The sequence below is a fragment of the Spirosoma luteolum genome, assembly GCF_054778875.1.
Genome location: NZ_BAAGZE010000003.1, coordinates 429,732 through 454,257, shown reverse-complemented (window position 1 = coordinate 454,257; position 24,526 = coordinate 429,732). Strand labels below are relative to the sequence as shown.

The 24,526-nt window shown below is 59.5% G+C and carries 15 protein-coding genes and 1 pseudogene; 6 read left to right on the top strand and 10 right to left on the bottom strand.

Annotated features, from left to right (window positions below; translation table 11 throughout):
* Positions 1–7 precede the first annotated feature (7 nt).
* Positions 8–466: a YkvA family protein gene (locus tag ACYVAC_RS04490; RefSeq protein ID WP_461096383.1), complete on the bottom strand. Its 459-nt coding sequence runs from the start codon at positions 464–466 to the stop codon at positions 8–10.
* A 229-nt stretch (positions 467–695) separates the two neighbouring features.
* Here ACYVAC_RS04490 and mdh point away from each other — a divergent pair, with 229 nt between their 5' ends.
* The 4 genes and pseudogenes from mdh (at position 696) to ACYVAC_RS04470 (ending at position 6,218) form a co-directional block, all read left to right on the top strand.
* Positions 696–1,637, top strand: a complete 942-nt coding sequence (mdh, locus tag ACYVAC_RS04485; protein ID WP_461096382.1) for a malate dehydrogenase — start codon at positions 696–698, stop codon at positions 1,635–1,637.
* Between the two features lie 263 nt (positions 1,638–1,900).
* Positions 1,901–3,196 (top strand): annotated as a pseudogene (locus ACYVAC_RS04480) (trypsin-like serine peptidase); the annotation flags it as partial.
* 488 nt (positions 3,197–3,684) lie between these two features.
* Positions 3,685–5,394 (top strand): putative Ig domain-containing protein, encoded by a 1,710-nt coding sequence (locus ACYVAC_RS04475; RefSeq protein WP_461096381.1) that lies wholly within the window; start codon positions 3,685–3,687, stop codon positions 5,392–5,394.
* Between the two features lie 164 nt (positions 5,395–5,558).
* A complete protein-coding gene (locus ACYVAC_RS04470; protein ID WP_461096380.1) occupies positions 5,559–6,218 on the top strand; it encodes a hypothetical protein in 660 nt (219 codons plus the stop codon).
* Positions 6,219–6,527: 309 nt separating this feature from the next.
* Here ACYVAC_RS04470 and ACYVAC_RS04465 read toward each other — a convergent pair whose 3' ends face one another.
* The 5 genes from ACYVAC_RS04465 to ACYVAC_RS04445 form a co-directional block, all read right to left on the bottom strand.
* Positions 6,528–9,677 (bottom strand): efflux RND transporter permease subunit, encoded by a 3,150-nt coding sequence (locus ACYVAC_RS04465; protein WP_461096379.1) that lies wholly within the window; start codon positions 9,675–9,677, stop codon positions 6,528–6,530.
* A gap of 104 nt (positions 9,678–9,781) precedes the next feature.
* Positions 9,782–10,852, bottom strand: coding sequence for an efflux RND transporter periplasmic adaptor subunit (locus ACYVAC_RS04460; RefSeq protein WP_461096378.1), 1,071 nt, complete (start codon positions 10,850–10,852; stop codon positions 9,782–9,784).
* A gap of 13 nt (positions 10,853–10,865) precedes the next feature.
* Positions 10,866–12,230, bottom strand: coding sequence for a TolC family protein (locus ACYVAC_RS04455; RefSeq protein ID WP_461096377.1), 1,365 nt, complete (start codon positions 12,228–12,230; stop codon positions 10,866–10,868).
* Positions 12,231–12,263: 33 nt separating this feature from the next.
* On the bottom strand, positions 12,264–12,896 hold the full coding sequence (locus tag ACYVAC_RS04450) for a TetR/AcrR family transcriptional regulator (RefSeq protein ID WP_461096376.1): 633 nt from the start codon (positions 12,894–12,896) through the stop codon (positions 12,264–12,266).
* A gap of 191 nt (positions 12,897–13,087) precedes the next feature.
* Entirely contained in the window at positions 13,088–15,574 is a 2,487-nt protein-coding gene (locus tag ACYVAC_RS04445) for a zinc-dependent metalloprotease (RefSeq protein WP_461096375.1), read from the bottom strand.
* A gap of 152 nt (positions 15,575–15,726) precedes the next feature.
* On the opposite strand from ACYVAC_RS04445, the gene ACYVAC_RS04440 reads away from it, so the two are divergent.
* Positions 15,727–17,184, top strand: a complete 1,458-nt coding sequence (locus tag ACYVAC_RS04440; protein ID WP_461096374.1) for a tetratricopeptide repeat protein — start codon at positions 15,727–15,729, stop codon at positions 17,182–17,184.
* A gap of 119 nt (positions 17,185–17,303) precedes the next feature.
* Here ACYVAC_RS04440 and ACYVAC_RS04435 read toward each other — a convergent pair whose 3' ends face one another.
* From ACYVAC_RS04435 to ACYVAC_RS04420, 4 genes are all read right to left on the bottom strand, one after another.
* Entirely contained in the window at positions 17,304–19,538 is a 2,235-nt protein-coding gene (locus ACYVAC_RS04435; RefSeq protein WP_461096373.1) for a S9 family peptidase, read from the bottom strand.
* Between the two features lie 80 nt (positions 19,539–19,618).
* Positions 19,619–20,698: a Gfo/Idh/MocA family protein gene (locus tag ACYVAC_RS04430; protein WP_461096372.1), complete on the bottom strand. Its 1,080-nt coding sequence runs from the start codon at positions 20,696–20,698 to the stop codon at positions 19,619–19,621.
* 92 nt (positions 20,699–20,790) lie between these two features.
* Complete coding sequence (locus ACYVAC_RS04425; protein WP_461096371.1) at positions 20,791–21,822, bottom strand: galactitol-1-phosphate 5-dehydrogenase; 1,032 nt, start codon at positions 21,820–21,822, stop codon at positions 20,791–20,793.
* 36 nt (positions 21,823–21,858) lie between these two features.
* Positions 21,859–23,451 carry an McrB family protein gene (locus tag ACYVAC_RS04420; RefSeq protein ID WP_461096370.1) on the bottom strand — a complete coding sequence of 531 codons (1,593 nt, stop codon included), beginning with the start codon at positions 23,449–23,451 and terminating at the stop codon, positions 21,859–21,861.
* Between the two features lie 178 nt (positions 23,452–23,629).
* On the opposite strand from ACYVAC_RS04420, the gene ACYVAC_RS04415 reads away from it, so the two are divergent.
* Complete coding sequence (locus tag ACYVAC_RS04415) at positions 23,630–24,499, top strand: hypothetical protein (protein WP_461096369.1); 870 nt, start codon at positions 23,630–23,632, stop codon at positions 24,497–24,499.
* Positions 24,500–24,526 lie beyond the last annotated feature (27 nt).

The following is a 24,526-nucleotide window of genomic DNA, read 5'->3' as shown; positions in this document are numbered from 1 at the left end:
GTGAAACTTAGCCGATTTTGATAACCCCGGCTCGGGGTGCTTCGTTGCGCTGGCTGCGCTCGTTTTCTTCCCAAAGTCTGAATTTCTCCAGATCATCTTTCATGCCGCTGAAGAGCCAGAGCATCAGGGCAATGTCGTCGGTAAGGCCCACAATGGGCAGAAAATCAGGCAGAATGTCGATTGGCGACACGAAGTAGATCAGTACGGCAATGACCCGGATGAGTGTTTTCCAGGGCAGCTGCCGGTATTCGCCGGAGGCATAGGCCCGCAGCAACCGGGTAACGATACTGAGCTGTTCGCGAAAGGCCGCGATGTTCTTGCCCGACAGGCCGCCACTCTTGTCGAGGGCTTCCCGAATTAACTGGTACAGACTACGGGTGTTACGTGCATACCGGACAGCGCCGATATTGGCCCGCTTGAAGAAAAGCGATGACAGGATACGGGTTACTAAACTTTTGTTTGCCATTGTGTAGTGATAAGCGTTAGCGGTTAGAGCCGGCTGGCGGGTAAAGGTTTAGCCAAAAGTCCCGTCTGTTGCCTGCCCTGACTGCCACACAACCATAACAAAAAAAAGAAGGAGTTGATCTATAAACTGAGCCAGGGGCCCCGAAGTTTCTCCCGCAGGCAGTTGGTTTGTCCCTGATGGGGGGCGTATTTTTGCCAGTACATGTCAACCCTTTAATTCCGAACACTGTATGAAAGTTACCGTAGTAGGAGCAGGAGCCGTTGGGGCCACCTGCGCCGATAATATTGCCCGGCGTGAATTGGCGCATGAAGTCGTGCTGCTGGATATCAAGGAAGGGATCAGCGAAGGGAAATCGCTCGATATGCTTCAGGCATCGACACTGCTCGACTGCGACGTTAAACTGACGGGCTCTACTAATGATTACGAAAAAACGGCGGGTTCGGATGTCGTTGTAATCACATCGGGCCTGCCGCGTAAGCCCGGCATGACCCGCGAAGACCTGATCGGCATCAATGCCGGCATCGTAAAAGGCGTTACCGAAAACATTCTGAAGCACTCGCCCGATGCCATTTTCGTGATTATTTCCAACCCTATGGATACGATGGCCTATCTGGCGCTGAAAGCGTCGGGCCTGCCCAAAAACCGCATCATCGGGCTGGGGGGCGCGCTCGATTCGGCCCGCTTTAAAACGTATCTGTCGCTGGCTCTCAACTGCTCGCCCAACGATATTCAGGCAACGGTAATCGGTGGGCATGGCGACACGACCATGATTCCGCTGACCCGCCTGGCTACAAAAGGGGGCGTTCCGGTGAGTGAGTTTCTGGACGAAGCGACCCTGAAAAAAGTAGCTGCTGATACCATGGTTGGGGGCGCCACCCTGACGGGCCTGATCGGTACGTCGGCTTGGTATGCACCGGGTGCCGCCGGTGCCATGATGGTCGAAAGCATTCTGCGCGATCAGAAACGGGTGATCCCCTCGTGCGTGCTGCTCGAAGGCGAATACGGCCAGTCGGATATCTGCCTGGGTGTACCCGTGGTGCTGGGCCGCAATGGCTGGGAAGAAATTATCGATTACAAATTGAACGAAGAGGAGCAGGCTGCTTTCAACAAATCGGCCGACGCCGTCCGGAACATGAACAATGTACTGAGCACGCTCAATATCGGTATCTAAGACGCTGGTCGATGTAACTGGCTTCCGCAACCCCTACCCGCTCATACATACTGAGCAGGTAGGGGTTTGTTGTAATTGCGTCTTTAGAAAGTTGCGGGCCGCAGACGGGCCCGCATGACCGATTACTAAATGTGCCTCCTTCTGATAAATTCAAAGGACGATCGTCGGGCAGATTGCCAGGCTTCGGACTACATTTAGCCGATCGAGTAGAACATACTATTATCCGGACCTGATCGCGTCGTATCAGCGCCCTAAACCAATCAATGCCTATGCAAACATTTACCTGGTATGTAAAACGAGTGTTCCTTGGGCTGTGTCTGTTGCTGATCGGGCTACCCGTTCAGGCTCAGGTCTATACCCGCCGACTAACGGGCGGGGCAACCTCCGCCGAACAGTACGGAATCAGCAACAAGGCAGCAAACCTGCCTGTTCGGCAGCTGACGGCAGTAAACACCAGCGCGCTGGCTGCCGACGATGAGCAGCGGGCCAAAAAGGGGCTGCCCGCCCGTGTTGGTGTCGATGTGGCGGCCAATGTCGATCTGCTGCCCAACGCTGCCCGGTCAACCCGCAACGGCGTACAGATAGCCCAGTATCAGCTCGAAATTCCGGGGGCGCTGGGCATCAGCGTCGTGTTCGACGGACTTCGGCTGGCCGAAGGGGCGCGTATGTTTGTCTACAGTGCCGATTATTCGCAGGTGATCGGGCCGATAACGGCGAGCCAGAACGGCGATCTGTTCTGGACGGATCTGCTCGAAGGGGCAGCCGCCATTGTTGAAGTACAGGAGCCATCGGCTGTTGCCGGCCAGAGCCGGGTGCATGTCGATAAACTGGTACAGTATTACCGGTTTGCCCCCCGGTTCGGGTTCGGTACCTCGCAGAGCTGTGAGCTCAACACGATCTGCTACCCCGACTATCAGCAGGAAGCCGACGGGGTGGCCATGATGCTGACCACCTACGCACCCTATACGTATGCCTGTACCGGGTCGATCGTTAACTCGACCAAACAGGATTTTCGGTCGTTTCTGCTAACGGCCTTCCACTGCTACGATTTTTCGGAAGATGGGGTGCATCAACCGGCCGAGCAGGCGGCTGCTGCCGGCACACAGTTTCGTTTCCACTGGGAGAGCCCAACCTGTTCGCCCACCAGCGCCGACAACGTGTACCTAACGCTGACGGGCGCCAATTTCCGGTCTGCCTACGCCAACTCCGATTTTTCACTGCTCGAGCTGACACAGCAGGTGCCCCCACAGGAAAACATCACTTACCTGGGCTGGGACCGCAACAACAGCCAGGCCAGCAGCCCGTTCGGTATCCATCATCCGTCGGCCGATATCAAGAAAATTTCGTTTAGCCCAAACACGACGTCCTACGTATCGGTGTCGCCGGGTGCATCCTACGTGGTGGGTTCGGGTACAACCCACCTGCAGGTTACCTGGGGAAATCTAGGGGTGACCGAAGGCGGATCGTCTGGATCGCCCCTGTTCAATAGCAGCCGGCGTATCATCGGGCAGCTGCACGGTGGCGGTTCGTATTGCTTTGCCCCAACGTCGCCCGACCAGTACGGCCGGATATTTACTTCCTGGACGGGTGGAGGCACATCGTCGACCCGGCTGAGCGACTGGCTCGATCCGTCGAATTCGGGTAATATGACGACCAATGGCATAAAACCACTGGTGTCGGGACCGGCTACGATCACCAGCTCGGATGTGTTTAGCCTTAATACCAGCAATATAGCGGCTACGTCGTGGGTGGTCACGGGTGGAAACGGAATTGTATCGCCCACGTCGGGCAGTGGTAATGCGGCTAACCTGACCGCACTGGCAGCCGGAAGCGGCCTGACCATCACGTTTACCATTGCCGCCGGACAGGCCTATCCGATCACATTCTCAAAAACGTTCGACGTTAACGCCCCCACTTCGGCCCCCACAGCGCCCACGCTGCCCAACCAGACAGCTACACAGGGAACACCCTTCAGCTATGTGGTGCCCGCCTTCAGTGGCACGGCACCCATCACGTACTCGGCCAGCGGGCTGCCGGCNCGGCAGGCATGGCCACGGGGACCTTTACCATCACCGTCAACGCGGCCCCGGTCAACAACGGGCCCTTTGCCATCACGGGCGTCAACACCCTCAATTGCCAGCCCGTCTCGGCCGGCAGCCGGCAGCTGACCTTCACGCCCCTTTACAGCGGCACCACGGGCCAGCCCATCAGCTTTGCGGTGGTCAACGAGACGGCGCCCACCACGACGGCTGGTCCCTACACGGTGCAGCTCTACACCGACAACCCGACGGTGACGCTGCGGGCCGAGCAGGCCGGCACGGTGAGCAGCTACAGCTACAACTGGCTGGCGGCCTGCAACACGCCCCCCCAGCCGCCCACGCCCACGGCCCCCACGGCGCCCACGCTGCCCAACCAGACGGCTGCCCAGGGAACACCCTTCAGCTATGTGGTGCCCGCCTTTAGTGGCACGGCGCCCATCACGTACTCGGCCAGCGGGCTGCCGGGGGGGCTGAGTTTCGACGCGCCCAGCCGCACCATCAGCGGCACGCCCACCACGGTACAGAGCAGTCTGGTGACCATCAACGCCACCAATTCGGCAGGCATGGCCACGGGGACCTTTACCATCACCGTCAACGCGGCCCCGGTCAACAACGGGCCCTTTGCCATCACGGGCGTCAACACCCTCAGCTGCCAGCCCGTCTCGGCCGGCAGCCGGCAGCTGACCTTCACGCCCCTCTACAGCGGCACCACGGGCCAGCCCATCAGCTTTGCGGTGGTCAACGAGACGGCGCCCACCACGACGGCTGGTCCCTACACGGTGCAGCTCTACACCGACAACCCGACAGTGACGCTGCGGGCCGAGCAGGCCGGCACGGTGAGCAGCTACAGCTACAACTGGCTGGCGGCCTGCAACACGCCCCCCCAGCCGCCCACGCCCACGGCCCCCACGGCGCCCACGCTGCCCAACCAGACAGCTACCCAGGCAACGCCCTTCAGCTATGTGGTGCCCGCCTTCAGTGGCACGGCGCCCATCACGTACTCGGCCAGCGGGCTGCCGGCGGGGCTGAGTTTCGATGCGCCCAGCCGCACCATCAGCGGCACGCCCACCACGGTACAGAGCAGTCTGGTGACCATCAACGCCACCAACTCGGCAGGCATGGCCACGGGGACCTTTACCATCACCGTCAACGCGGCCCCGGTCAACAACGGGCCCTTTGCCATCACGGGCGTCAACACCCTCAATTGCCAGCCCGTCTCGGCCGGCAGCCGGCAGCTGACCTTCACGCCCCTTTACAGCGGCACCACGGGCCAGCCCATCAGCTTTGCGGTGGTCAACGAGACGGCGCCCAGTACGGTGGCCGGTCCCTACACGGTGCAGCTCTACACCGACAACCCGACGGTGACGCTGCGGGCCGAGCAGGCCGGCACGGTGAGCAGCTACAGCTACAACTGGCTGGCAGTCTGCAACGCACCTGCCCGACTGGCAACGCCCGAACAGTACGAAACACTGACCGTGACCGTACTGAACAATCCGGTGACGACCGATGCACTGGAGGTACTGGTACGGGGTGCCGGCACCCAGCGGCTGCATCTGGAACTGCTCGACAGTCGGGGCCGCTTGCTGGGTGACACCCGGGTCGAGCAGGCACAGCCGGCCGAACGCATAAGCCTGTCAATGGAGCGCACGCCGGGCCTATACCTGCTACGCGTCAGTACGCCCACGCAGCAACAGGTGGTGAAGCTGCTCCGGCAGTAGCCAGTACCGCCCATTTGTAAACAGCAACGGAGCCATCTGGCTCCGTTGCTGTTTACGCACCTACCGTTCGCAAACAAATCGGCAATTATTCGGGGCGGAGCTTGCCTACATACCTGAACAAATGCGCACATTTGGCTTTTCCTAAACACCTCGTACACGTAACCATGAAAACCGTTATTCTGTCGGCAGGTCTATTGCTGACAACTGTTTCGCTGCGGGCCCAAACCCGCGAAATCTACACCAACCCCAACTTTGCCGGCCTGGCAAAAGAGCACAAAACGCTAGCCATCATGCCGTTCAAAACGATACTGCAGCTACGACCAAAAGAAGTGGAGAAAAACGGCGGGCCAGCGGGCGTGGCCGGGCTGGAAAAACGGGAAGGACTGGCGGTGCAAAGCGCGGTTCACTCGTATTTTCTGAAGCGTCGGGAGTCGAACGACCTCACCGTCGACGTGCAGGACGTGGGGCGCACCAACCTTTTGCTGGAGCGTAATGCCGTTACCTACGAAACCATGAGCAGCTTCACCCCCGAAGAACTGGCTAAAATGCTCAACGTTGACGGCATCGTGTCGGGCACGTTTGAAACCACGCAGCCCATGTCGAACGGAGCGGCCATTGCCATGTCGCTGGCGGTCGGGTTTGCCGGACCAACCAATACGGGCAAAACAACCATCAGTATCAACGACGGTAAAACGGGCGAACTGCTCTGGAAGTACGATAAAACGCTGTCGCGGGGTTTTGGCAGCAACACGTCTACGATTATCACCACCATTATGCGCAAGGCGTCGCGGCAGCTGCCCTACGACAAGGACTTCCGGGACTGATGCCTTCCGGGTCCAGATCTGAAAAAAAGCCCCGCCGGTATTGGCGGGGCTTTTTGGTTTCTGGGCAACTTAAACACATACGGGAACGCCTGTTCTGATGAACCCCCGGCGCCACCCTTCCGGATGAACGACAGGAGTGACAATGGCTAAGTAAAGCTAACGGGGCCGGGCGACAATGGATGGCCGGGTTTCGTTAAATTGTGATTAAAGCCGATGGTCGTTTGGCCTGTTGGCCAGCTGCTTAAAACAACGTGCGGCAGCCTGTTGAGGCTGCCGCACCGGTACGTATATATGGATTTATTCAGGTTGTTACACGTTCTCAGGATGCGATGTCACGGGCTTTGGTTTCTTGCCGGAGATGCGGTTCCAGAGCCGGCTCAGGCCGTTGAAGGCATTCTCGAACGTCAGGTAAACCGTGGGTACCAGTACCAGGGTCAGCAGCAGCGAACTGATCAGACCGCCGATAATTACCCAGGCCAGCCCGTTTTTCGATTCCGACCCGTCGCCCGTGGCCAGGGCCATGGGTAGCAGACCAATCGCCATGGCGATGGTGGTCATCAGAATCGGGCGAATCCGTTCGCGGCCGGCTTCGATCAGAGCCTCGACGGTGCTCTTGCCTTCTTCTTTCTGCGCGTTGGCAAAGTCGACGAGCAGAATGGCGTTTTTAGCCACCAGACCGATCAGCATGATCATACCCAGCATCACGAAGAACGAGATGGCTTCGCGGGCCAGTGCCAGCGCCAGGAAGGCGCCGATAATGGCCATCGGAATCGAGAACAGGACCACAAACGGCCGGAAATACGAGTTATAAAGCGCTACCATCAGCAGGTACACAAACGTGATGGCCAGCCCCAGGGCGATACCCAGACTACCGAATGCTTCCGACTGCCGCTCCAGATCGCCTTTCAGGGCGTAGGTGACACCACCGGGCAGCTGTTTCGTTTTCAGGATGTTGTCGATCTCAGTACCGACCGTACCGGTTGGCCGACCCACCACGTTAGCATTGACCGATAGTGACCCGACGCGGTTGTAACGCGTCAGCTGCGTTGCGCCGGTACCCAGGCTGAGGCCGGCAATCTGCGCCACTTCAACCAGCTGGCCGCGCGAATCGGGCACCGTCAGGTTACCCACGTCGTCTTTGCTCTGCCGGTTAAACTGATTCAGTTCGACCCGGATATCGTAGTCGCGGTTGGCAACGCGGTATTTGCTATCGGTATTGCCCGAGAAAGCCGTTTGCAGGGTAGCCCCCACGTTGGCTACCGAGACGCCATACTGCGCCATCTTCTGCCGGTCGAGGTTTACTTTCAGCTCCGGCTTCGGATCGTCGACTGACAGTTCTACGTCGGTGGTGCCGCTGACCGATTTAATAACCTCTTTCACCATAGCGGCCGCTTTCTCGAGGTCCTGCTGCGAGTTGCCCTGCAGCAGAATCTGGATAGGCGCTGCGTTGGCGCCACCCGTAATCCCGACTGGGGCCGATTTCACGTTGAGGCCCGGAATTTTCATGACCTGCGCTTTGGTCTGGGCCGCAAACTGCTCGATCGTGATGGTGCGCTCGGTTTTAGGAATAATCTTCACCGTAATCTCGGCCTTATGGTACGGGTTGGAGCCGAAGCCACCGCCCGACGCCGAGCTGGAGTAGCCCACGTTGCTGTTGACACTCAGCACCAGTGGGTTGGCCATCAGTTGTTTCTCCACCACCTGACAGATCCGGTTGGTTTCGGCCAGGCTGTTGAACGGTTCGCCCTCGATCTGAACGATAAATTCGCCCTGGTCGCTCTGCGGGAAAAAGGTGGTACCGATGAAGCCGCCACCCACCAGCGCAAACGACCCGATCAGCAGGGCAATGGCCGTGAGGTACACCCAGCGTTTGTGGAACAGCCCCCACTGCAGTAAACGGGCGTACCCATTCTTGAGCGAATCGAACTGACGCTCGAAGGCGGCCAGAAAGCGTTTACCCAGGCCCGGGCCGTTGAGGTCGGTTTCTTTCGCGAAGCGCGACGCCAGCAGGGGCGTAATCGTGAAGGAAACGATCAGCGACATCAGCGTTGAAAATACCACCACCAGCGAGAACTCGCGAATGATGTTGGCGATCAGGCCCTGTACGAAAACCAGCGGCAGGAATACCACCACGTCGACCATGGTGATGGCGAGGGCGGTGAAACCAATTTCGTTTCGGCCATCGAGCGAGGCCTGCCGACGGTCTTTGCCCATTTCGAGGTGACGGTAGATGTTTTCGAGGACCACAATCGAGTCATCGACCAGAATACCAACTACCAGCGACAGGGCCATCAGGGTCATCAGGTTGAGCGTAAAGCCCAGCAGATACATCGGCACGAATACCGAAATAATCGAGGCCGGTACCGATACCATCACGATAAAGGCATTCCGGATGCTGTGCAGGAAAAGCAGCATCACCAGGGCCACGAGTACCACGGCAAATTCAAGGTCGAAGATAACGCCCTCGGCCGACGCCAGGGTATAGGTCGACGAGTCGCTGGTGACTTCGAACTTCAGACCGACGTTGGCGTACTGTTTCTCAATACCGCCCAGAATGCCTTTGACTTGCTGGCTGATGGCTACGGCGTTGGCGTCGGTTTGCTTCTGAATGGCGATACCGACCGATTCGCGGCCGTTGATGCGGTTGATGTTCGAGGCATCGGCAATGCCATCGACCACCGTGGCCACGTCGCTCACCGTTACGTTGGTACCGTCGGGGGCACTTTTCAGGGCCGCGTTCCGAATCTGGTCGAGGTTGGTGAACTTACCCGACAGCCGGATGGCATACTGCGCTTTGTCGGTTTCGATGCGGCCGGTAGGGTAGTCGAGGTTGGCGGTGTTGATAGCCTGCGTGACCTGGGCCAGCGACAGGCCGTAGTTTTTGAGCTTGTTTGGGTCGACACCGATGCGGATTTCGCGTTTGCGCCCCCCCGTGAGCGACACCTGACCCACCCCGTCGACTTTGGTCAGCTGGGTTCGGATCTGATCGTCGACCAGATCGTAGAGTTTGGTAGCTTCGAGGTTGGCGCGTACCCCAATCCGCAGGACAGGAATATCGTCCGACGAGAATTTCTGCAGCGTGGGCGACTCAACCTCGTCAGGCAGCTGCGACAGAATGGCGTTCACCTTTCGTTGCGCATCCTGCAGGGCCTGGTTGGGGTCGGCGCTGGCCGTCAGTTCGAGCTGAATCGTCGACAGCCCTTCCTGGCTCGTCGAACTGATGTTTTTGAGGTTCTCGAGCGACGATACAGCATCTTCGATTTTCCGCGTCACGGAGTTTTCAACCTCGCCGGCCGCTGCGCCGGGGTAGGTGGTGAAGATGGTGACTACGGCCGCATCGAACTTGGGCAGCAGCGTGTAGTTGAGGCTTTTGTAGGATATATAGCCCAGTAGCCCCAGGATTGTAAACGCCACCACGACCAGCGTCGGGCGTTTAATGGCTATTTCTGTTACTGACATATCAGTTTATGGTTTGTGGTTTTCGGTTTACGGTGTTCAGTTCAGCGATTTACGCCAGCCATCAAGCGACAGCCACTGTAAACCGAAAACTGTAAACCATGTATCTACCGGCTGGCTGTTGCGTTGCTCACCGTTACTTTGGCACCGTCGCTGAGGTTCAGCTGGCCGTTCACTACAACGGGTTCGTCCTGTTGCAGGCCGCTCAGCACCTGGTACTGATCGCCGTTGTCGTAGCCGAGTTTGATTCGGCGCAGGCGGGCTGTGTTGTTTTGCACCACGTAGACACTGGCGCTATCGGTGCCGCCAACCAGCGCCCGGCGCGGAATAAACAGGCCGTTGATACCATTCTTAAGCACAAACTGCGCGTTGGCCAGCGTACCCGATTTGAGTGCATTTTTGCTGTTGTTGCTCAGGTAAACCTCAACCGGGTAGTTGTGCAGATCGTCGCCTTTGGGGCTGATGTAGTGTACCGATCCGGTGAAGGTGACACCGGGGAACGCCTGCGCCGTAACCAGAGCCCGATCGCCGATCTTGAGCTGATAAACAGCCTGCTCGGGCACGTTGACCACCAGTTTCAGCTGACTCATGTCGATGACCGAAGCCAGCACCGCGCCCACCTGTACGTATTCGCCGTTCTGCACTTTCTTATCGAATACAACTCCGCTGATGGGGGCCAGCACGGCCCCGTTGCCCAGCACGCGCTTCTGCTGTTTCAGGGCCAGAATGGCCGACTCATACTGGTCTTTATATTTCTGGTAGGCTTCCTGCGTAACGGCTCCGCCTTTCAGGAGCCGGTCGTAGCGCTCCATTTCGCGCCGGGCGTTGTCGAGGGCGGTCTGGTTGGTCTGCACCCCAATCTGCTGCACATCGTCCTGAATGTAGGCAACCTGCTGTCCTTTGCGGACGTAGCTGCCCAGCACCAGTTTGAAGTTCTGCAGTTTACCCCGCGTTTCGGCAATGATGTTTCCCTGGTTCTGGGCCTCAACCGTGCCCAGCAGCGAAAGCGACTGATCGACTTTCTGGAACGTAACCGGCTGCACCTGCACAACGGGTGTCGTCTGGAATGATGTGTCGGGTTTCTTGGTCTCGTCGATTGCCTTTTTGTTGCTGATCAGTCGGAAGGCAATCAGCCCGATCAGGGCCATAACACCGACGGCGATGAGAATTCGTTTCATGAGTGGCTCGTTATTATTTGGTCACGTAGTCGATGATGGTTCCCTGCGCGTTTTCGAAGTCGAGCCGGGCCTGATACAAACTGATTAATTTATTGGCAAGGTTGTTTTGGGCGGTGGTCAGCGCGTCTTTGGCGTCGATCAGCGTTACCGAGGTGGCAATCCCTTCTTTGTACTCCAACTCCGTTACCGACAGAATCCGGCGAGCCAGGGCAATGTTTTCGCGCTCGCGCTGGATATCGACCACCAGATTCTGGTAACTCACCTGCGCATTACCCAGGTTCAGCTGTGCCGACTCACGGGTCAGAATCTGCTGTAACCGGAGCGTTTCGAGCGTCAGCCGGTTTTCGCGGTCGCGGTAGGCGCGCTGGTTACCGTCGAAAATCGTCCAGTTCATAGTCAGCCCAACGGCCCCGCTCTGAAACCAGGGTAGCCCGTTATTGAGAAAATTAAACGTTTCGCGCTGGGCGTTGGTACCGTAGGTAGCGTAGAGGCCAAACGAAGGCAGGTAGCCCCGGTTGTTCGACAGGCGGTTCAGGTCCTGCAGCTGGGTGTTGAGCAGGAGCTGCTGAAAATCGGGCCGGCGCTCCACAAAACTGCCGTCGACACCGGGCAGCTGGGCTACTTCCTGCTCGTTTTCGATGGCCAGGGGCTGGATTTTCAGCAGTTCGCTCTGGGGCATACCCATCTGAAATTTAAGCCGGTTGATGGCCTGTTCGTAGTTACGGTCGGCCTGCTCGAGCTGCGACTGCAGGTTGTTGCGGTTAAGCTGAATGCGGCCGAAGTCGATTTCGCGGGTCGTGCCGTTCTGGAGCCGTACGCGCTCCTGCCGCAGCAGCGTATCGGACGAGGTCAGGTTGCGGACGATGAGCCGACGCTGCAGGTCGATCACCAGCGTCTGGTAATAAGCCTGCGCAATGTTATAGGCCACTGTCTGTTCCGCCTGCGCCGTTACAGACTGCTGTAGTTTGGTCGACAGCTTGGCGGCTTTCAGAGCCAGTCCCAGCGTGGGGTCGAACAGTTTCTGATCGACCCGGCCGGTCAGCGTGGTGTTGTACTTGGTACCAAACTTCACGGGAATAAACTCGCCGGCCGCACCCCCGAAAAACTGGGCCGGCAGCAGCTGCACGGGAATTTTGTAGTTGTCGATCACCGAGCCTGAAATGCCGATCTGGGGGAGGTTACGGCCAATGACCTGGAGGGTCTGCACATCGGAAATCTGCTCCTGTACCTTCGAGACCTTTACGTTCGGATTATTGGTGCGGCCGTAGGCGACGCACTGGGCCAGGGTGTAGCCGCCGTCGGTGGGGGCCAGCGGCTGGGCACCGGCCCGGGCGGCCATCAGGGCCGTAAGCAGCACCAAAAATAAACTCTTTTTCATGTGTATAGTGACTAGGAAACGTATTGAAAAGAACTAGTGTAAGCTGCGGATGAATCGGCGCACGGCGCGTTCGTAAAGGGCTTTGGGGTCGGTGAACAGATCGGCCATACGCTCGTCGTTCATGTCGCGCAGGTGGCGGGCGGCTTCTTCGGGCTTGATGTTGGCAATCAGGTTGATGTAGCCCAGCATCAGGCAAAACCAGTTGAAAACAATCTCGGGTACATCATTATGCGGCACCCCCAGATCAACAAAAACGCCTTCGAGCCGGCAGCGTACCTCGTGCATGTCGTCGCGCATCTTGTCGCGCTGCTGGGCCATGCGTTCGGGGTTGTGCATCAGCCGGAACACCTCGGGTTTGTCGACGGCAAACTCCCACTGTACCATGGCAATCCGGACGAGTTTGTCTTCGTGGTTCAAATCGAGCGCCATCACCTCATGGAAAGCCCGCTGTAGTTCCTCGTGACCTTCCCGCACGATGCTCAGCAGCACATCTTCCTTGTTTTCGAAGTGTTCATAGACAATCGGCGCGGTGTATTCGATGGCGTCGGCAATGCTTCGAATCGTGACGGCGTTCCAGTCTTTCTCACGAGCCAGCATGCGGGCCGCCGTCAGGATTCGTTCCCGAATTTCAGCCTTTTGCCGCAGTCGTCTTTCCGTTACTCCCATCTAAATCTAACCTGTTACAAAACTCCTAACAAAGGTAGATTTTATTAGTTTCGTCTAAATTCAAAAAAAGTGCCTTTATGATGAGCGGTTCTTGTAAATGAAGAAAGGCTACCCCAAAACCGTAGTCGGGATAGCCTTTGCAATATTTTACGTATGTTCCTGATATTTGAAAAATACAAAAATATAATAACTTAATTCCAGTCGCAGTCGGCGCCCAGCCAATCCTGACCCGGATCGATGGGGGCACCGTCGGGCGGGGTATTGGCCGGGGTCGTTACGAAGCGATCGGGATCGGTGCGGTACTGGCTGAGCACCCAGGTAAGGTAACTGGCCTGCTGGTTTTTAAGCGAAGCCAGATAGCCCCGTTCCATGGTTTGCAGCGCCTGATGTACGATGGCGCGCACACTGCCGTCGGCATCTTTACTGGCGGCCAGCCGAATCAGGGCGTCGACGTACAACCGCTCGTTTTGCCGGGCAATTTCGGTCTGGTAGGGCACTGTTGCCGTCAGCCCGGCGCGGATGGTTGCGTGGATGGTGTTGAGAACATCCATCAGGCCGGGCTGGCGGGCATCGAGGGCGTGCTGGCGAACGAGCCGGGCGCAGCGCTCGGGGTTGAGCAGCAGCCGCAGGGTCAGACCAGCCGCAGCTTCGGCGGGGGCCAGCGCGTCGAACGCCAGTCCGGTATGGCGTTTAAACACTTCGCGCGGATTGGGGTCGAAGCGGAACGGGCGGGGCGGTATCAGTTTCAGCACGGCTGCGGGCACGGCCAGAAAATCGGTTCCCAGGGTTTGCATAAGTACCTCAAGGGCCCGAAGCTGTTCAGTCGCCGATACGGTCGCCATCACCAGCTGCCCGTCGCCCCGCAGGGCATTGGTATAGTACTGGCCGGCTACCACCTTGGCAGCGGCTTCGACCTGGTAGCGGTGAAACATGTACATCGGCACCAGCACTTCTTCGAGCGTAGCCATGGGGGTACCGACCGGAATTTTGGCTTCGGTAAACTGGCTCAGCGCCAGCTGCCGCACGTTCATCACCCGGGTCAGTTCGTCAACGGCGTTGGCGCCGTTATCCCACAGGTGCGTAGCGGGATGCACCGAGCCTTCGGGGCGGGCGTCCTGATCGGTCAGAAACGACAGGCCGGCGGCCTGCATGCCGCTGATCAGTTTGCCGAGTTCCTGTTTCTCGCTGGTGCCGGCGGCAAACTGCTCGTAGCCATAGCGGATACTCCACTTGTCGTAGGCCCCGATACCGGTGGCATAGGCATCCGACAGATCGATGGCGGCTCCTTTGATCGTGGCGACCATGGTGGGGTAATCCATGACCGAGGCCCGGCCAAACGGTTTGCCGCCCTGCGTGCTGGCCAGGTAGTTATGGGGTAAGCCAAGGGTGTGGCCTACTTCGTGGGCGGCCAGCTGCCGGAGCCGCGCCAGCGACATGGTCAGCATCGGATCAGTAGCGCCGGCAGCCAGCGTGTCGGCGCCGAATGTACCGATCAGGCCCTGCGCAATGAGGTAGTCCTGCCGTACCCGTAGCGAGCCGAGCGTTACCTTGCCTTTCAGAATCTCGCCGGTGCGGGGGTCGATGATACTGGCGCCGTAGCTCCAGCCCCGGGTCGAGCGGTGTACCCACTGCACCAGGTTGTAGCGAATATCCATCGGGTCGGCATCGGCCGGCAGCAGCTTCACCTGAAACGCGTTTTTAAAGCCAGCCGCTTCGAATGCCTGATTCCACCAGGCCGTGCCTTCCATCAGCGCTGACCGGATGGGTTCGGGTGTGCCGGGGTCGAGGTAATAGACAATGGGCTTTACGGCTTCACTGACGGCCGCCGTGGGGTCTTTTTTCTCGAGCCGGTGCCGCGAAATATACCGTTTGGTGATGGGCTGGCCAACGGGCGACGCGTAGTCGAAAAACTCGATGCCGCCGTAGCCGATGCGCGGATCAAACAGGCGGGGTTTGTAGCTGCCCGGTCCCGAGAGCGGAGGCAGCTCCACAAATGAGTGGTGCTGGTGCATGGTCACGGCACCGGGCGTGGGCACCACCTCGCGCAGGTACGAGCCGGCGTTCTCGCCGGTCAGCGTAATAATGGTTTCGAATTCGGTATTCTGCGGAAACGCTTTGGTGCGGGGCATGTAGAGGGCGCTGCGGTTGGCGTCGAAGCGGTAGGTGCCCTGCCGGGTCTGTGTAATGGCCTGCACCGCGCCCACCGCGTCCTGCAGCAGAAAGGGGGTCAGATCCACCAGTACCCGGCCATCTTCCTCGGCCGCCACCTCAAAGCCGGCATGAACCGACTGCGCAAAGGATTCCTGCACGGCCCGGCGCTCGAGCGGATCCTGACTGAGGGCGCGGTAGGCGTAGTTAGGCTCGGTCAGAAGCACTTTGTTGCCGCTGCGCTGAAACAGCACCACATGCTCCTGACCGAGTCGGCCCCGGTCGAGTCCGATGTCGTTGGAGCCGATGCCCTGCGCCAGGGTAGGGTAGTAGAGCAGTTCGGTGTCGAACTTGTCGATCTCGAGCCAGATTTTGCCCTTGCGGGCATCCCAGTAATACGTCAGAAAGCCGGCGTTACGCACCATACCGGCCGTGAAGGTGGTGATGCTGGCGGGCGGGGCGGGGGTCTGGGCGTGCAGCAGGCCATGTAGCAACAGCAGCACAAGAAGGGCAGCTAAACGTCTGGTCATTGAAAAGGGGGTTGTATACGCCCCAATATACGGTCAAAATCACGTTGGACGCCAATTGCCTGCCCCCGCAGTCGGGCAGCGTTCGGGTGTGACTTGTTGTCTGGAATCAGGTCATATATCAGATTGAACCCAGGTTCATTTCATACCCATATATGAAACTATTTTTATCTTCACGGGTCGTGTGGCTGCTGTTGCTCTGGTCCCTGGCCAACCACCGTGTACTGGCGCAGCCAGCGGCCAATCTGACGCAGGCCATTCACTACATCAAGCTGGCCAGTACGCTGCGGGCCGTCAACAAACCCGAAAAGTCGGTCGATCTGCTGGTGCGTGCACTGCCCGTCACGCGTAAAGGCAGTCCGTACTGGACAGCCGTTGCCAATGAAACCATCGGGCTGGCTTACAACGATCTGCGCGATACCGACAAGGCGCTGTATTATCTTGAACTGGCCCGCACCCAATACGGCAAACTGAGTTTTGTGGCCAGCGGGTGGGGGGTCAACGAAGTGATCCGGGATATTTCCGGCAAAAACCTCTACGCCGGTATCCAGGTCAGCCTGTCGGGCGTACAGATCGCCATCTTCAAAACCAGCTACGAAAGCGATTTCTACGAGAAGGATATCCGGTCGGTTTTTTACATTCCGAATGGTGAAGCCGTCGCCGATGCCTCGCCCATGGGCCTCTCGACCCGGAATGCGCTGGCCATCGGCGTCGATTCCATCCGTCATTACAACATTCCCGACGAACGGGTATTCGTTATCATCAACAGCGACATACGGGATCGGGTAGCGCAGACGCCCGAAGCCCGCAAACGGCTGTACGAACAGGTGCAGCAGCTGCTGCCGGCGGGCCGGGCGTTTGCCATCGACACCACGATGACGACACGGCGCGAAGCTGAACTGTTTACGGTAGGGGCGATCAGCCGTAGCAGCTGGCCTACCACCTCGGCCCTGAATCTGGGCCCTTTTTCGACCACGGGGGGCTATATCGATCAGCCGTCGACGCAGGCACCCCGCGATTTCTTCGATATCCAGCTGGGTATTGGCATCCGCACGCTGACCGACCGGATCAATGCCCAGCAACCGGGCAGTATGAGCGCGTTCCGGCGCGAAGCCCAGCGGCAGGTGCAGGCACTGGTCGATTCGTCGCTGACACCCTGGTTGCTTCGGGCGCCCCAGGATCTGCGCAAACGCCGGATCGTGGCCATTGCGGGCGAACCCCTCGAAGCACTGGCGGCCTGCCTGTATGCCAACCGGGCCGGGCAAACCGCCGTGCCGATCACGGCGGGCGAGGTGAGCCGGTTTCGGCAAATGGCTCTTACCGATTATAGCCAGCTCATCCGCCCCGACCTGTCGGTTATTACCGACCCCATGGTGCGGGAAAAAGCCGATCGGCAATTGATGGCCATGCGCGAAAAACTGGATGAGAAGCAACTCATCGTGTCGGCCCTCTGGCTCGATGCCGTTGTGCGGGCCTACACGGTCAACTACGGCGTCCGGCAGTTCGTGTTTATCCGCAACGCCGATATCGGCTGGGTAACGGGCAAATTCCTCGAAACAATCAATTACGAATACGAATCGACCATTGCTAAAGGCGAATTTTACACGCGCTAGGCAACCCGCCCTCGTGTCGAGAGGCTGAGATCACCCCACAAAAAACGGCGCCCGCCGGCCAGATCCGGTAAAACCAGATCGAAGCCAGCGGGCGCCGTGTTGTATGGGTTAGTGATCGACTAGTTGGCCGTTTCGGTACGCAGGTGCCGGGCCAGGTAGTCGGTGTACTGCTGGTAAAGCAGCACGTAGCTGGCCGTGTTGTACGATACCCGGTGTGTACCCGGCGGATAAATGCGCAGGTCGGCATCCTTACCCGCGTCTTCGAGCGCCTTCATCAGCTGGAACGTGTTGCGCACGTGTACGTTCTCGTCCATGGTCGAGTGGGCCACAAACAGCTTGCCGGCCAGGTTTTTGGCGTAGCTCGTAACGGCACTGGCTTTGTATTTCTCGTTGTTTTCGGGCAGCAGGCCCATGTAGCGTTCGGTGTAGATGCTGTCGTAGAGCCGCCAGTCGGTAACGGGTGCGCCCACGAGCGACACCTGGAACACGCCCGGGTGGGTCAGCATGGTGTAGCTGCTCATGTAGCCGCCGTACGAGTGGCCGCGAATGGCCATCCGTTTGCCATCGACCCACGGCTGTTTGGCCAGCCACTGCGCCGTTTCGGCAAAATCCAGGCTTTCGTATTTGCCCAGCTGCTCATACACGATTTTTTCGAAGTCGCGGCCGTAGCTGCCCGTTCCCCGGTTGTTGACGCTGACCACCACGTAGCCCGTCTGGGCCAGCCACTGGTGCCAGCCGTTGGCGCTCCATTCGTTGTAGACCGACTGCGCACCCGGCCCGCCGTAGATATCCATGACGACCGGGTATTTTTTGGTCGGGTCGAAATCCAGCGGTTTGATAACCGAGATGTCGATTTTCTGGCCGTCGCTCGTGGTGAAGCTGGTTAGTTCTTTAGGCGCGTAGGCGTGGGTGGTCAGGTACTGCTTTACCCCGTTGTTGGTTTCGAGGGCCTTGATCAGCTTACCCGATACATCGCGCAGTTCGACCTGTGTGGGCAGCTGCACACTTGAATACTGGTCGATGAAATACTGCCCGTTGGGCGAGAAGTTGACCGTGTGCTTACCGGGCACCGTGGTGAGCCGGCGCTTGTTTTTGCCGTCGGTATCGATCACAAACAGCTGCCGCTCCAGCGGGGAGGCCTCTGTGGAGGTAAAGTAAACCTTGCGGGTTTTGGGGTCGATGTGGTGCACGTAGGTCACCTCCCAGTTGCCGGTCGTTACCTGGTTCAGCAGCTTGCCCGAATAATCGTAGCGGTACAGATGGGCGTAGCCATCGCGGTCCGACACCCAGTAGTACTCCTGCACCCCGGCGGGGAAATAAAGCAGGTGGTTGATGTTGGCGAAGAAGTCGAATACGTCGATCCATTTCGACGACTTTTCTTCCATAATCACCTTCGTATCGCCGGTGCGGCCATTGCCCATGTAGAGCTGCAGGTGATTCTGCTTGCGGTTGAGGTGGATGAGCGCCAGCTGCCCTTCCTGCGATGTCCAGTAGATACGGGGAATGTAGCCATCACCCAGTTCGACCTTCATCCACTGCTTTTTCTGGCCGGCCAGTTCGATCACACCAATCCGAACCGTCGGGTTTTTATCGCCCACCCGGGGGTAGGGCAGCGAGTCGTAGGTTTCGTCGAAGCCCGCGTAATCGGTGAGCCGGTAGATGGGCACCTGCCGCTCGTCGGACTGCCAGAACGCAATAAACTTGCTGTCGGGCGACCATTGCCAGGCCTGGGCCAGCCCAAACTCTTCTTCGTAGGCCCAGCCGAACCGCCCGTTGTAGAAGGCCGGCTTGGCATCGTTGGTTAGGCGCGTTTCCTGCTGGGTGGCAAAATCGAACACAAACAGATCGCCCCCGCGCTCGTAGCCCACCTTGCGGCCGTCGGGAGCCAGTTCGGCGGTCTGGGCGTCTTTGGCCACCAGCTTCAGACTTTTGTCGGCCACCGAATACACGTAGTAGTCCGAGATACCCGAGCGCCGGTAAACGGGTCGGAAATTGGCCTGGAACAAAATATTTTTCGAGTCTTTCGACCACTGAAACTCGTCGTAGGCAAAGGGCTTGTCGGTGCCGGGAAACCGGAGGCTGCTGCCGTCGAAGATAAGCGCTTCTTTCTGGTCTTTGGGCGACAGCGATTTGATGGTGCTTTCGCCGTCGATATACGAGAAGCGGGTGCCGCCGTCAATCCAGTTGACGTTGCGGGGGCCGTTGGAGCCGCCGAGCTGCCCACCGGCAAACAGCGCCTGTTGCAGGTTCTGATACCGTTGCTTGGTCTGGGCCTGACTCGACGGAGCCAGTACGCAGGCGGTCAGGCCCAGCACCAGTCCGGCGTAGACCCGGCCGAATGATGAAGTTTTCATGAAGTTGTTAACAGGTCTGAAAAGGTCAAAAGTACACAATCGGCCGGGAATCCGGGGGCGCGATTTGATGACCGGCTGGGCTAAAGCGAAACGGGCTGGCCAGTGCGCGACGATTCGTAGATGGCCTGAAACAGCGCTACTACCCGCCGGCCGTCGTGGCCCGTTACGAGGGGTGGGCGACCGGCGCGCAGGGCATCGCGGAATTCGGCAATCTGCAACCCGAAAAAGTACGTGGTGGCGTCGATCTGATTGAAGAAAGCCGTGTCGTCGGCCACAAACTGGGCCAGACGGGTTTCTTCGCCCGGCAGAGTCCAGGTATCGTTAACGGGGGGCTCGGCAATGCTCGACCGGCCGGCAATAAACATGGCGCCCCCGTCGGTCTGTACCCCCGCCGATGCGCCGTTCTGCCCGTGGATGTGCACTTTGCCGTAGAGACCCGGCTGCTGGCTGTTGCTCACGATAATGTTGCCCAGGGTGCCGTTTTTGAAGCGGACAATAGCCAGCGCCGTATCGTCGACTTCGATGTAGGGGTGGTTGATGTTCTGCCAGACGCCGAATACCGACTCGACTTCGCCCATGTACCACAGCAGCAGATCGAGCTGGTGGGGGGCCTGGTTGACCAGTACGCCCCCGCCTTCGCCCGCCCAGCTGCCCCGCCAGGGATCGCTGCGGTAGTAGGCTTCGTCGCGCCAGCCGTACATCTGTACCACGCCCAGTGCGGGCGTGCCCAGCTGCCCGGCGTCGATGGCGTGCCGGATACGCATACAGGGCGCGTAGAACCGGCGCTGACTGATCACGCCCAGCTGTCGCTGGTTGCGGTCGGCGGCTTCGATCATCGCGTCGCAGTCGGCCAGCGACGAGGCCAGCGGCTTCTCGACCAGCACGTGCGCGCCGGCGTCGAGGGCGGCCACGGTAGGGTCGCGGTGGGCCGGGTGGGGCGTGCAGACCAGACACAGGTCGACCTGCTCGCGGCTGACCATGGTAGTAATATCGGTGTAAGCCGGCAGGCCGTAGACCTGGGCGAAGGCTTCGGCTTTTGCCGCCGTGCGGCCATACACCGCCACCAGTTGCGTGTCGGGGGTTTGCAGTACAGCCTTGGCGTGCAGGTGGGCCACCTTACCGGGGCCAATAATCGCAATGCGGAGGGGAGCGTTTGACATATCCGGTAGAGTCGTTCGGGGGTATGTCTCTACTCATGATCGCCCGCCCGACCCGTTGACAGCCGGCGTCAGGTCGGGCCAGCGCAGCCGGTTCAGGGCTTCAGTACGACTTTGATGAGCCCTTTTTCGTGGGCATAGAGCCGGGCGAACCAGTCGGCGCCGTCGGCCAGCGGCACTTCGGCGCTCAGTATGGCGTCGACGTTGATACGGCCGGAGGCAATCAGCGCCAGGGCGGCTTCGTACTCGCCGTTGATCGCGCAGGAGCCCTGCAGCCGCAGCTGCTGCGTAACGATGGCCTGTAGCGGCACCTCGACGGTCGGACTCAGGTTGCCCACCAGCGTAACGGTAGCGCCTTTGCGCACGCAGTCGATGGCGGTTCGAACGGTTGGCCCCGCACCCACGACTTCAAACGATACATCGGCCCCGCGCCCGTGGGTAAGGGCTTTTACCTGCTCGCCCACGTTGCCGGTCCGGGCATTGATGGTGTGGGTAGCCCCCAACGTGCCGGCCAGCGCCAGCCGGTCGTCGTCGAGGTCGATGGCGACGATGGTGCCGCAGCCCGCCAGCTTTAGGGCCTGAATCACAAACAGGCCAATCATGCCGGCACCCACCACGGCGGCCGAATCGTTGAGCTGGATCGGGGTCAGCCCCACGGCGTGGAGCGCCACCGCCACCGGCTCAACCAGAGCCGCCTGCGTAAACGACACCGAATCGGGAATGGCGTAGAGAATATGCTGAGGCACGACGACAAATTCGGCGAAAGCCCCCTGCCGGCGAAACGTCGGGGTCGAAACGCCCACTACTTCGCGGCCATCGCTCAGATTATACTGCCCACGCCGGCTGTACCAGTCGTCGAGGGCATACACGGTCGAGTCGAAAGTGACCCGATCGCCCACCGACCAGCCCTGCACGCTGGCCCCAAGCTCGGCAATGATGCCACTGGCTTCGTGGCCCATCACGATGGGGGGCACCCGGCGGCCGGTGCTGCCGTCCATCCCGTGTACGTCGGAACCACAGATACCCACCGCCTGCACCCGAATCAGCACATCGGTTGGGCCGGGGGGTGGCACGGGCAGGTCCTGCAGGGCAAAGTGGTTGTAGTCGGTCAGAACGAGGGCTTTCATACGCGTTGCTGGGTAAGAGGGGATAGGCGGGTTGCATTACCGCTGGTAAACCCGTATAAAAGCGTCGGCAGGTACCTGTTCATACTCATGCTGCAGCAAATGCGGGTTGATTTCGTAGGTAGTGATCTCATCGACCGTATCCGGAATTTCGCCGAACAGGTTGTTGGTGGCCGAGGTGGTGTAGCGTTTGCGCACCCACACCAGGCGCTGGTCGGGTTCTTTGCCCCAGGCCGGGTTGTCGCCCAGCACCAGCTGAATGGTGGTCCAGTCGTTCACGAAATACTCCTGCAGCAGCGGAATAATCCGGTCGCGGAAGGCGTCGCAGAGATCAGCGTGGGTAGCCAGGTTGAGCAGGTACGCGTGACCAATGGCGTGGTCGCGGTCGAGCAGGTACTCGATGCGTTCATTGATGGTGCGTAGCAGTTGTGCCAGATCGACCCCATCGACCACGGGCAGCAGTGCCGGATCGGGGCGCAGTTCGCGGAACGAGAAGCGCCGGCGCAGGGCTAGGTCGAGCAGCGCAATAGACCGGTCGGCGGTGTTCATCGTAGCCACCACGTAGAGGTTGGCCGGCACGCCAAAGCGTTCCTGTGAATAGGGCAATGTCAGCCACAGCTCGTGGTCGGCACCCAGTCGCTTGTCGGTTTCGAGCAGCGTAATCAACTCGCCGAATACGCTGGCTACGTTGGCCCGGTTTATTTCGTCGATCAGCAGGAAGCAGGGCGGGGCCTTGCGCAGGCGCTGTCGCCGGTTGTCGGGGGTGTCGTTGAGGCAGTCGGCCAGGGTAGCGTAGCCCGCCTGCTGAATAGCCGACAGGCAGGCTTTGTAAAAGACGCCTTTACGGACTCTGTACGTTACCTGATTGCCCAGCACCTCGGGCCGGATGCCCTCCACAAACTCTTCGTAGCTGTAGGCCGGGTGAAACGTGATCAGACTGGCCTGCTGACCGGCCAGATAAGGTTGCAGCGCGTGGGTTTTGCCCGTGCCCGGCGGTCCGAAGAGAATCAGGTTGTGGGGCTGGCGCAGCGGCAGGCTGGTAGCACCGGCGTCGTACTCGGCACCGGGCTCTTCGGCTACCGAATCGCCGGGCTGCCAGTCGCCCAGGGTAGGGTCGCCGGCCAGCCGGATCAGCTCGCTTAGAAAGGCTTCGTCTTCGGCCGCCCGGTACACGTCGGGGTTGTGGCGGGCCGAATGGGGACCGCGTTTGGCCGTTTCGACCAGTTCGGGCAGGCAGTCGAGCCAGCCTTTCTGCACGGCTGGCTGGTATAACAGGTGCTGACTCGACTGCCCAATAATGGCGGCTACATAGCCCGACCGTTCGCTGACGCCGGCAAAGTCGATCTCCTCGAAGGCCGCCAGCTGCTCCTGCGCGCTCTTTTTGATGGTCAGCCAGAATTCGGGTTCGCCCCGGTGGGGTTTTACGAGCCGCAACGCCCAGAAAAAATTAACGTTGGCCGTAATGGCTTTCTGGTCTTTCCGAACCGTGAAGGCCAGGCGAGCATCGCCGTTGGGCAGGTTGACAATATCGATCAGTTCTTTCAGCAGGCCAAAAAAACGGCGAACCGCTTCGGGATGCCCAATGGCGCGAATCCGGTCGACGAGGGCCTGCTGCGGGGTATCGGTTAACACAGAATGGATACGGGAAAGGATTGGTTTGGTTCGATAATGGCCCGTTGCCGGTTAGGCTGGCCTGTTGCTTCGCACCGGTTGCCGGTGATGGGTACGTTGGCGAAGCTACAACTTTTCGGGCGGATGTGGGCCGTTGGCCATTGCCTTCAGCGTATATTTGTCTATACGCCAACGATTGATGAAAACCCGCCCGCTCTTCGTTTTACTACCCGTTCTGCTGCTCCTGCTCGTGGCCAGCTCCGGTTGCCGGCACGATACCGATGCCCAGCCCGATACCTGCCGGCTCGGCAGTACGACCGATCAGCTGATTGAAACAAGCGGCAAGCTGACCGACGAGGTGAGCCGGACTTTTACCTACGGTACGGCGGGCCTGAGCACCATGACCGAGGTGTCGACCAGCCAGCAGGCTCAGTTTACCGTTGAGCTATCGGGCGACCGGGCAACCCGGGCCGTCAGTGGTACGGACGTCATCGCGCTGACTTATGGCAACGCCACGCAGCCGACCAGCGCTACCTTTAGTCGGGGGGGCAAAAGCCAGTCAACCTTTACTATGGATTATAACGCGGGCGGGATGCTGACGCGCGTGGCCGAGGTGCGGCAGGTGCTGCCGGCCAACTCGCTCACCATTCAGCGGACATACACGTTTACCTACGATGCCGCGGGGAATCTGGTGAACGAGCGCGATGCGTTTACGCTGCGCGACGGGCTGACGCTGGAGCAGGAAACCGAGTTTACGCACGACACGCGGCCCTCTCCCTATACCCGCTTTGCCCACCGACCCCTGCTGACGGTGATGGCGCTCAGTCTGGGCGTCGAGACGCTGCCCGCCCGCTTCTGGCAGCTCCGTGCTCCTTCGGCCTACAAAGCCTACAACCTGACGGCTTCGGGCAGCCGCGCCAATCTCCGCGAGTCGACTTCCTACGTGATGACCTACGATGGCAGCGACCGCCTGACCAGCCAGGACCAGACGGCCCTGCTCTACCAGAGCAGCGTGCCGACACCCGTCACCAAAAAGAACCGGCAGGCGTTTCGTTATGTCTGCCCGTGAGCCGGCCATTACCGCTCCCGGCACAAA

Excerpts from the sequence above, each read along its gene's own strand:
- ACYVAC_RS04490 (WP_461096383.1), bottom strand. The coding sequence starts at position 466 with ATGGCAAACAAAAGTTTAGTAACCCGTATCCTGTCATCGCTTTTCTTC.
- mdh (WP_461096382.1), top strand. The coding sequence starts at position 696 with ATGAAAGTTACCGTAGTAGGAGCAGGAGCCGTTGGGGCCACCTGCGCC.
- ACYVAC_RS04475 (WP_461096381.1), top strand. The coding sequence starts at position 3,685 with ATGGCCACGGGGACCTTTACCATCACCGTCAACGCGGCCCCGGTCAAC.
- ACYVAC_RS04470 (WP_461096380.1), top strand. The coding sequence starts at position 5,559 with ATGAAAACCGTTATTCTGTCGGCAGGTCTATTGCTGACAACTGTTTCG.
- ACYVAC_RS04465 (WP_461096379.1), bottom strand. The coding sequence starts at position 9,677 with ATGTCAGTAACAGAAATAGCCATTAAACGCCCGACGCTGGTCGTGGTG.
- ACYVAC_RS04460 (WP_461096378.1), bottom strand. The coding sequence starts at position 10,852 with ATGAAACGAATTCTCATCGCCGTCGGTGTTATGGCCCTGATCGGGCTG.
- ACYVAC_RS04455 (WP_461096377.1), bottom strand. The coding sequence starts at position 12,230 with ATGAAAAAGAGTTTATTTTTGGTGCTGCTTACGGCCCTGATGGCCGCC.
- ACYVAC_RS04450 (WP_461096376.1), bottom strand. The coding sequence starts at position 12,896 with ATGGGAGTAACGGAAAGACGACTGCGGCAAAAGGCTGAAATTCGGGAA.
- ACYVAC_RS04445 (WP_461096375.1), bottom strand. The coding sequence starts at position 15,574 with ATGACCAGACGTTTAGCTGCCCTTCTTGTGCTGCTGTTGCTACATGGC.
- ACYVAC_RS04440 (WP_461096374.1), top strand. The coding sequence starts at position 15,727 with ATGAAACTATTTTTATCTTCACGGGTCGTGTGGCTGCTGTTGCTCTGG.
- ACYVAC_RS04435 (WP_461096373.1), bottom strand. The coding sequence starts at position 19,538 with ATGAAAACTTCATCATTCGGCCGGGTCTACGCCGGACTGGTGCTGGGC.
- ACYVAC_RS04430 (WP_461096372.1), bottom strand. The coding sequence starts at position 20,698 with ATGTCAAACGCTCCCCTCCGCATTGCGATTATTGGCCCCGGTAAGGTG.
- ACYVAC_RS04425 (WP_461096371.1), bottom strand. The coding sequence starts at position 21,822 with ATGAAAGCCCTCGTTCTGACCGACTACAACCACTTTGCCCTGCAGGAC.
- ACYVAC_RS04415 (WP_461096369.1), top strand. The coding sequence starts at position 23,630 with ATGAAAACCCGCCCGCTCTTCGTTTTACTACCCGTTCTGCTGCTCCTG.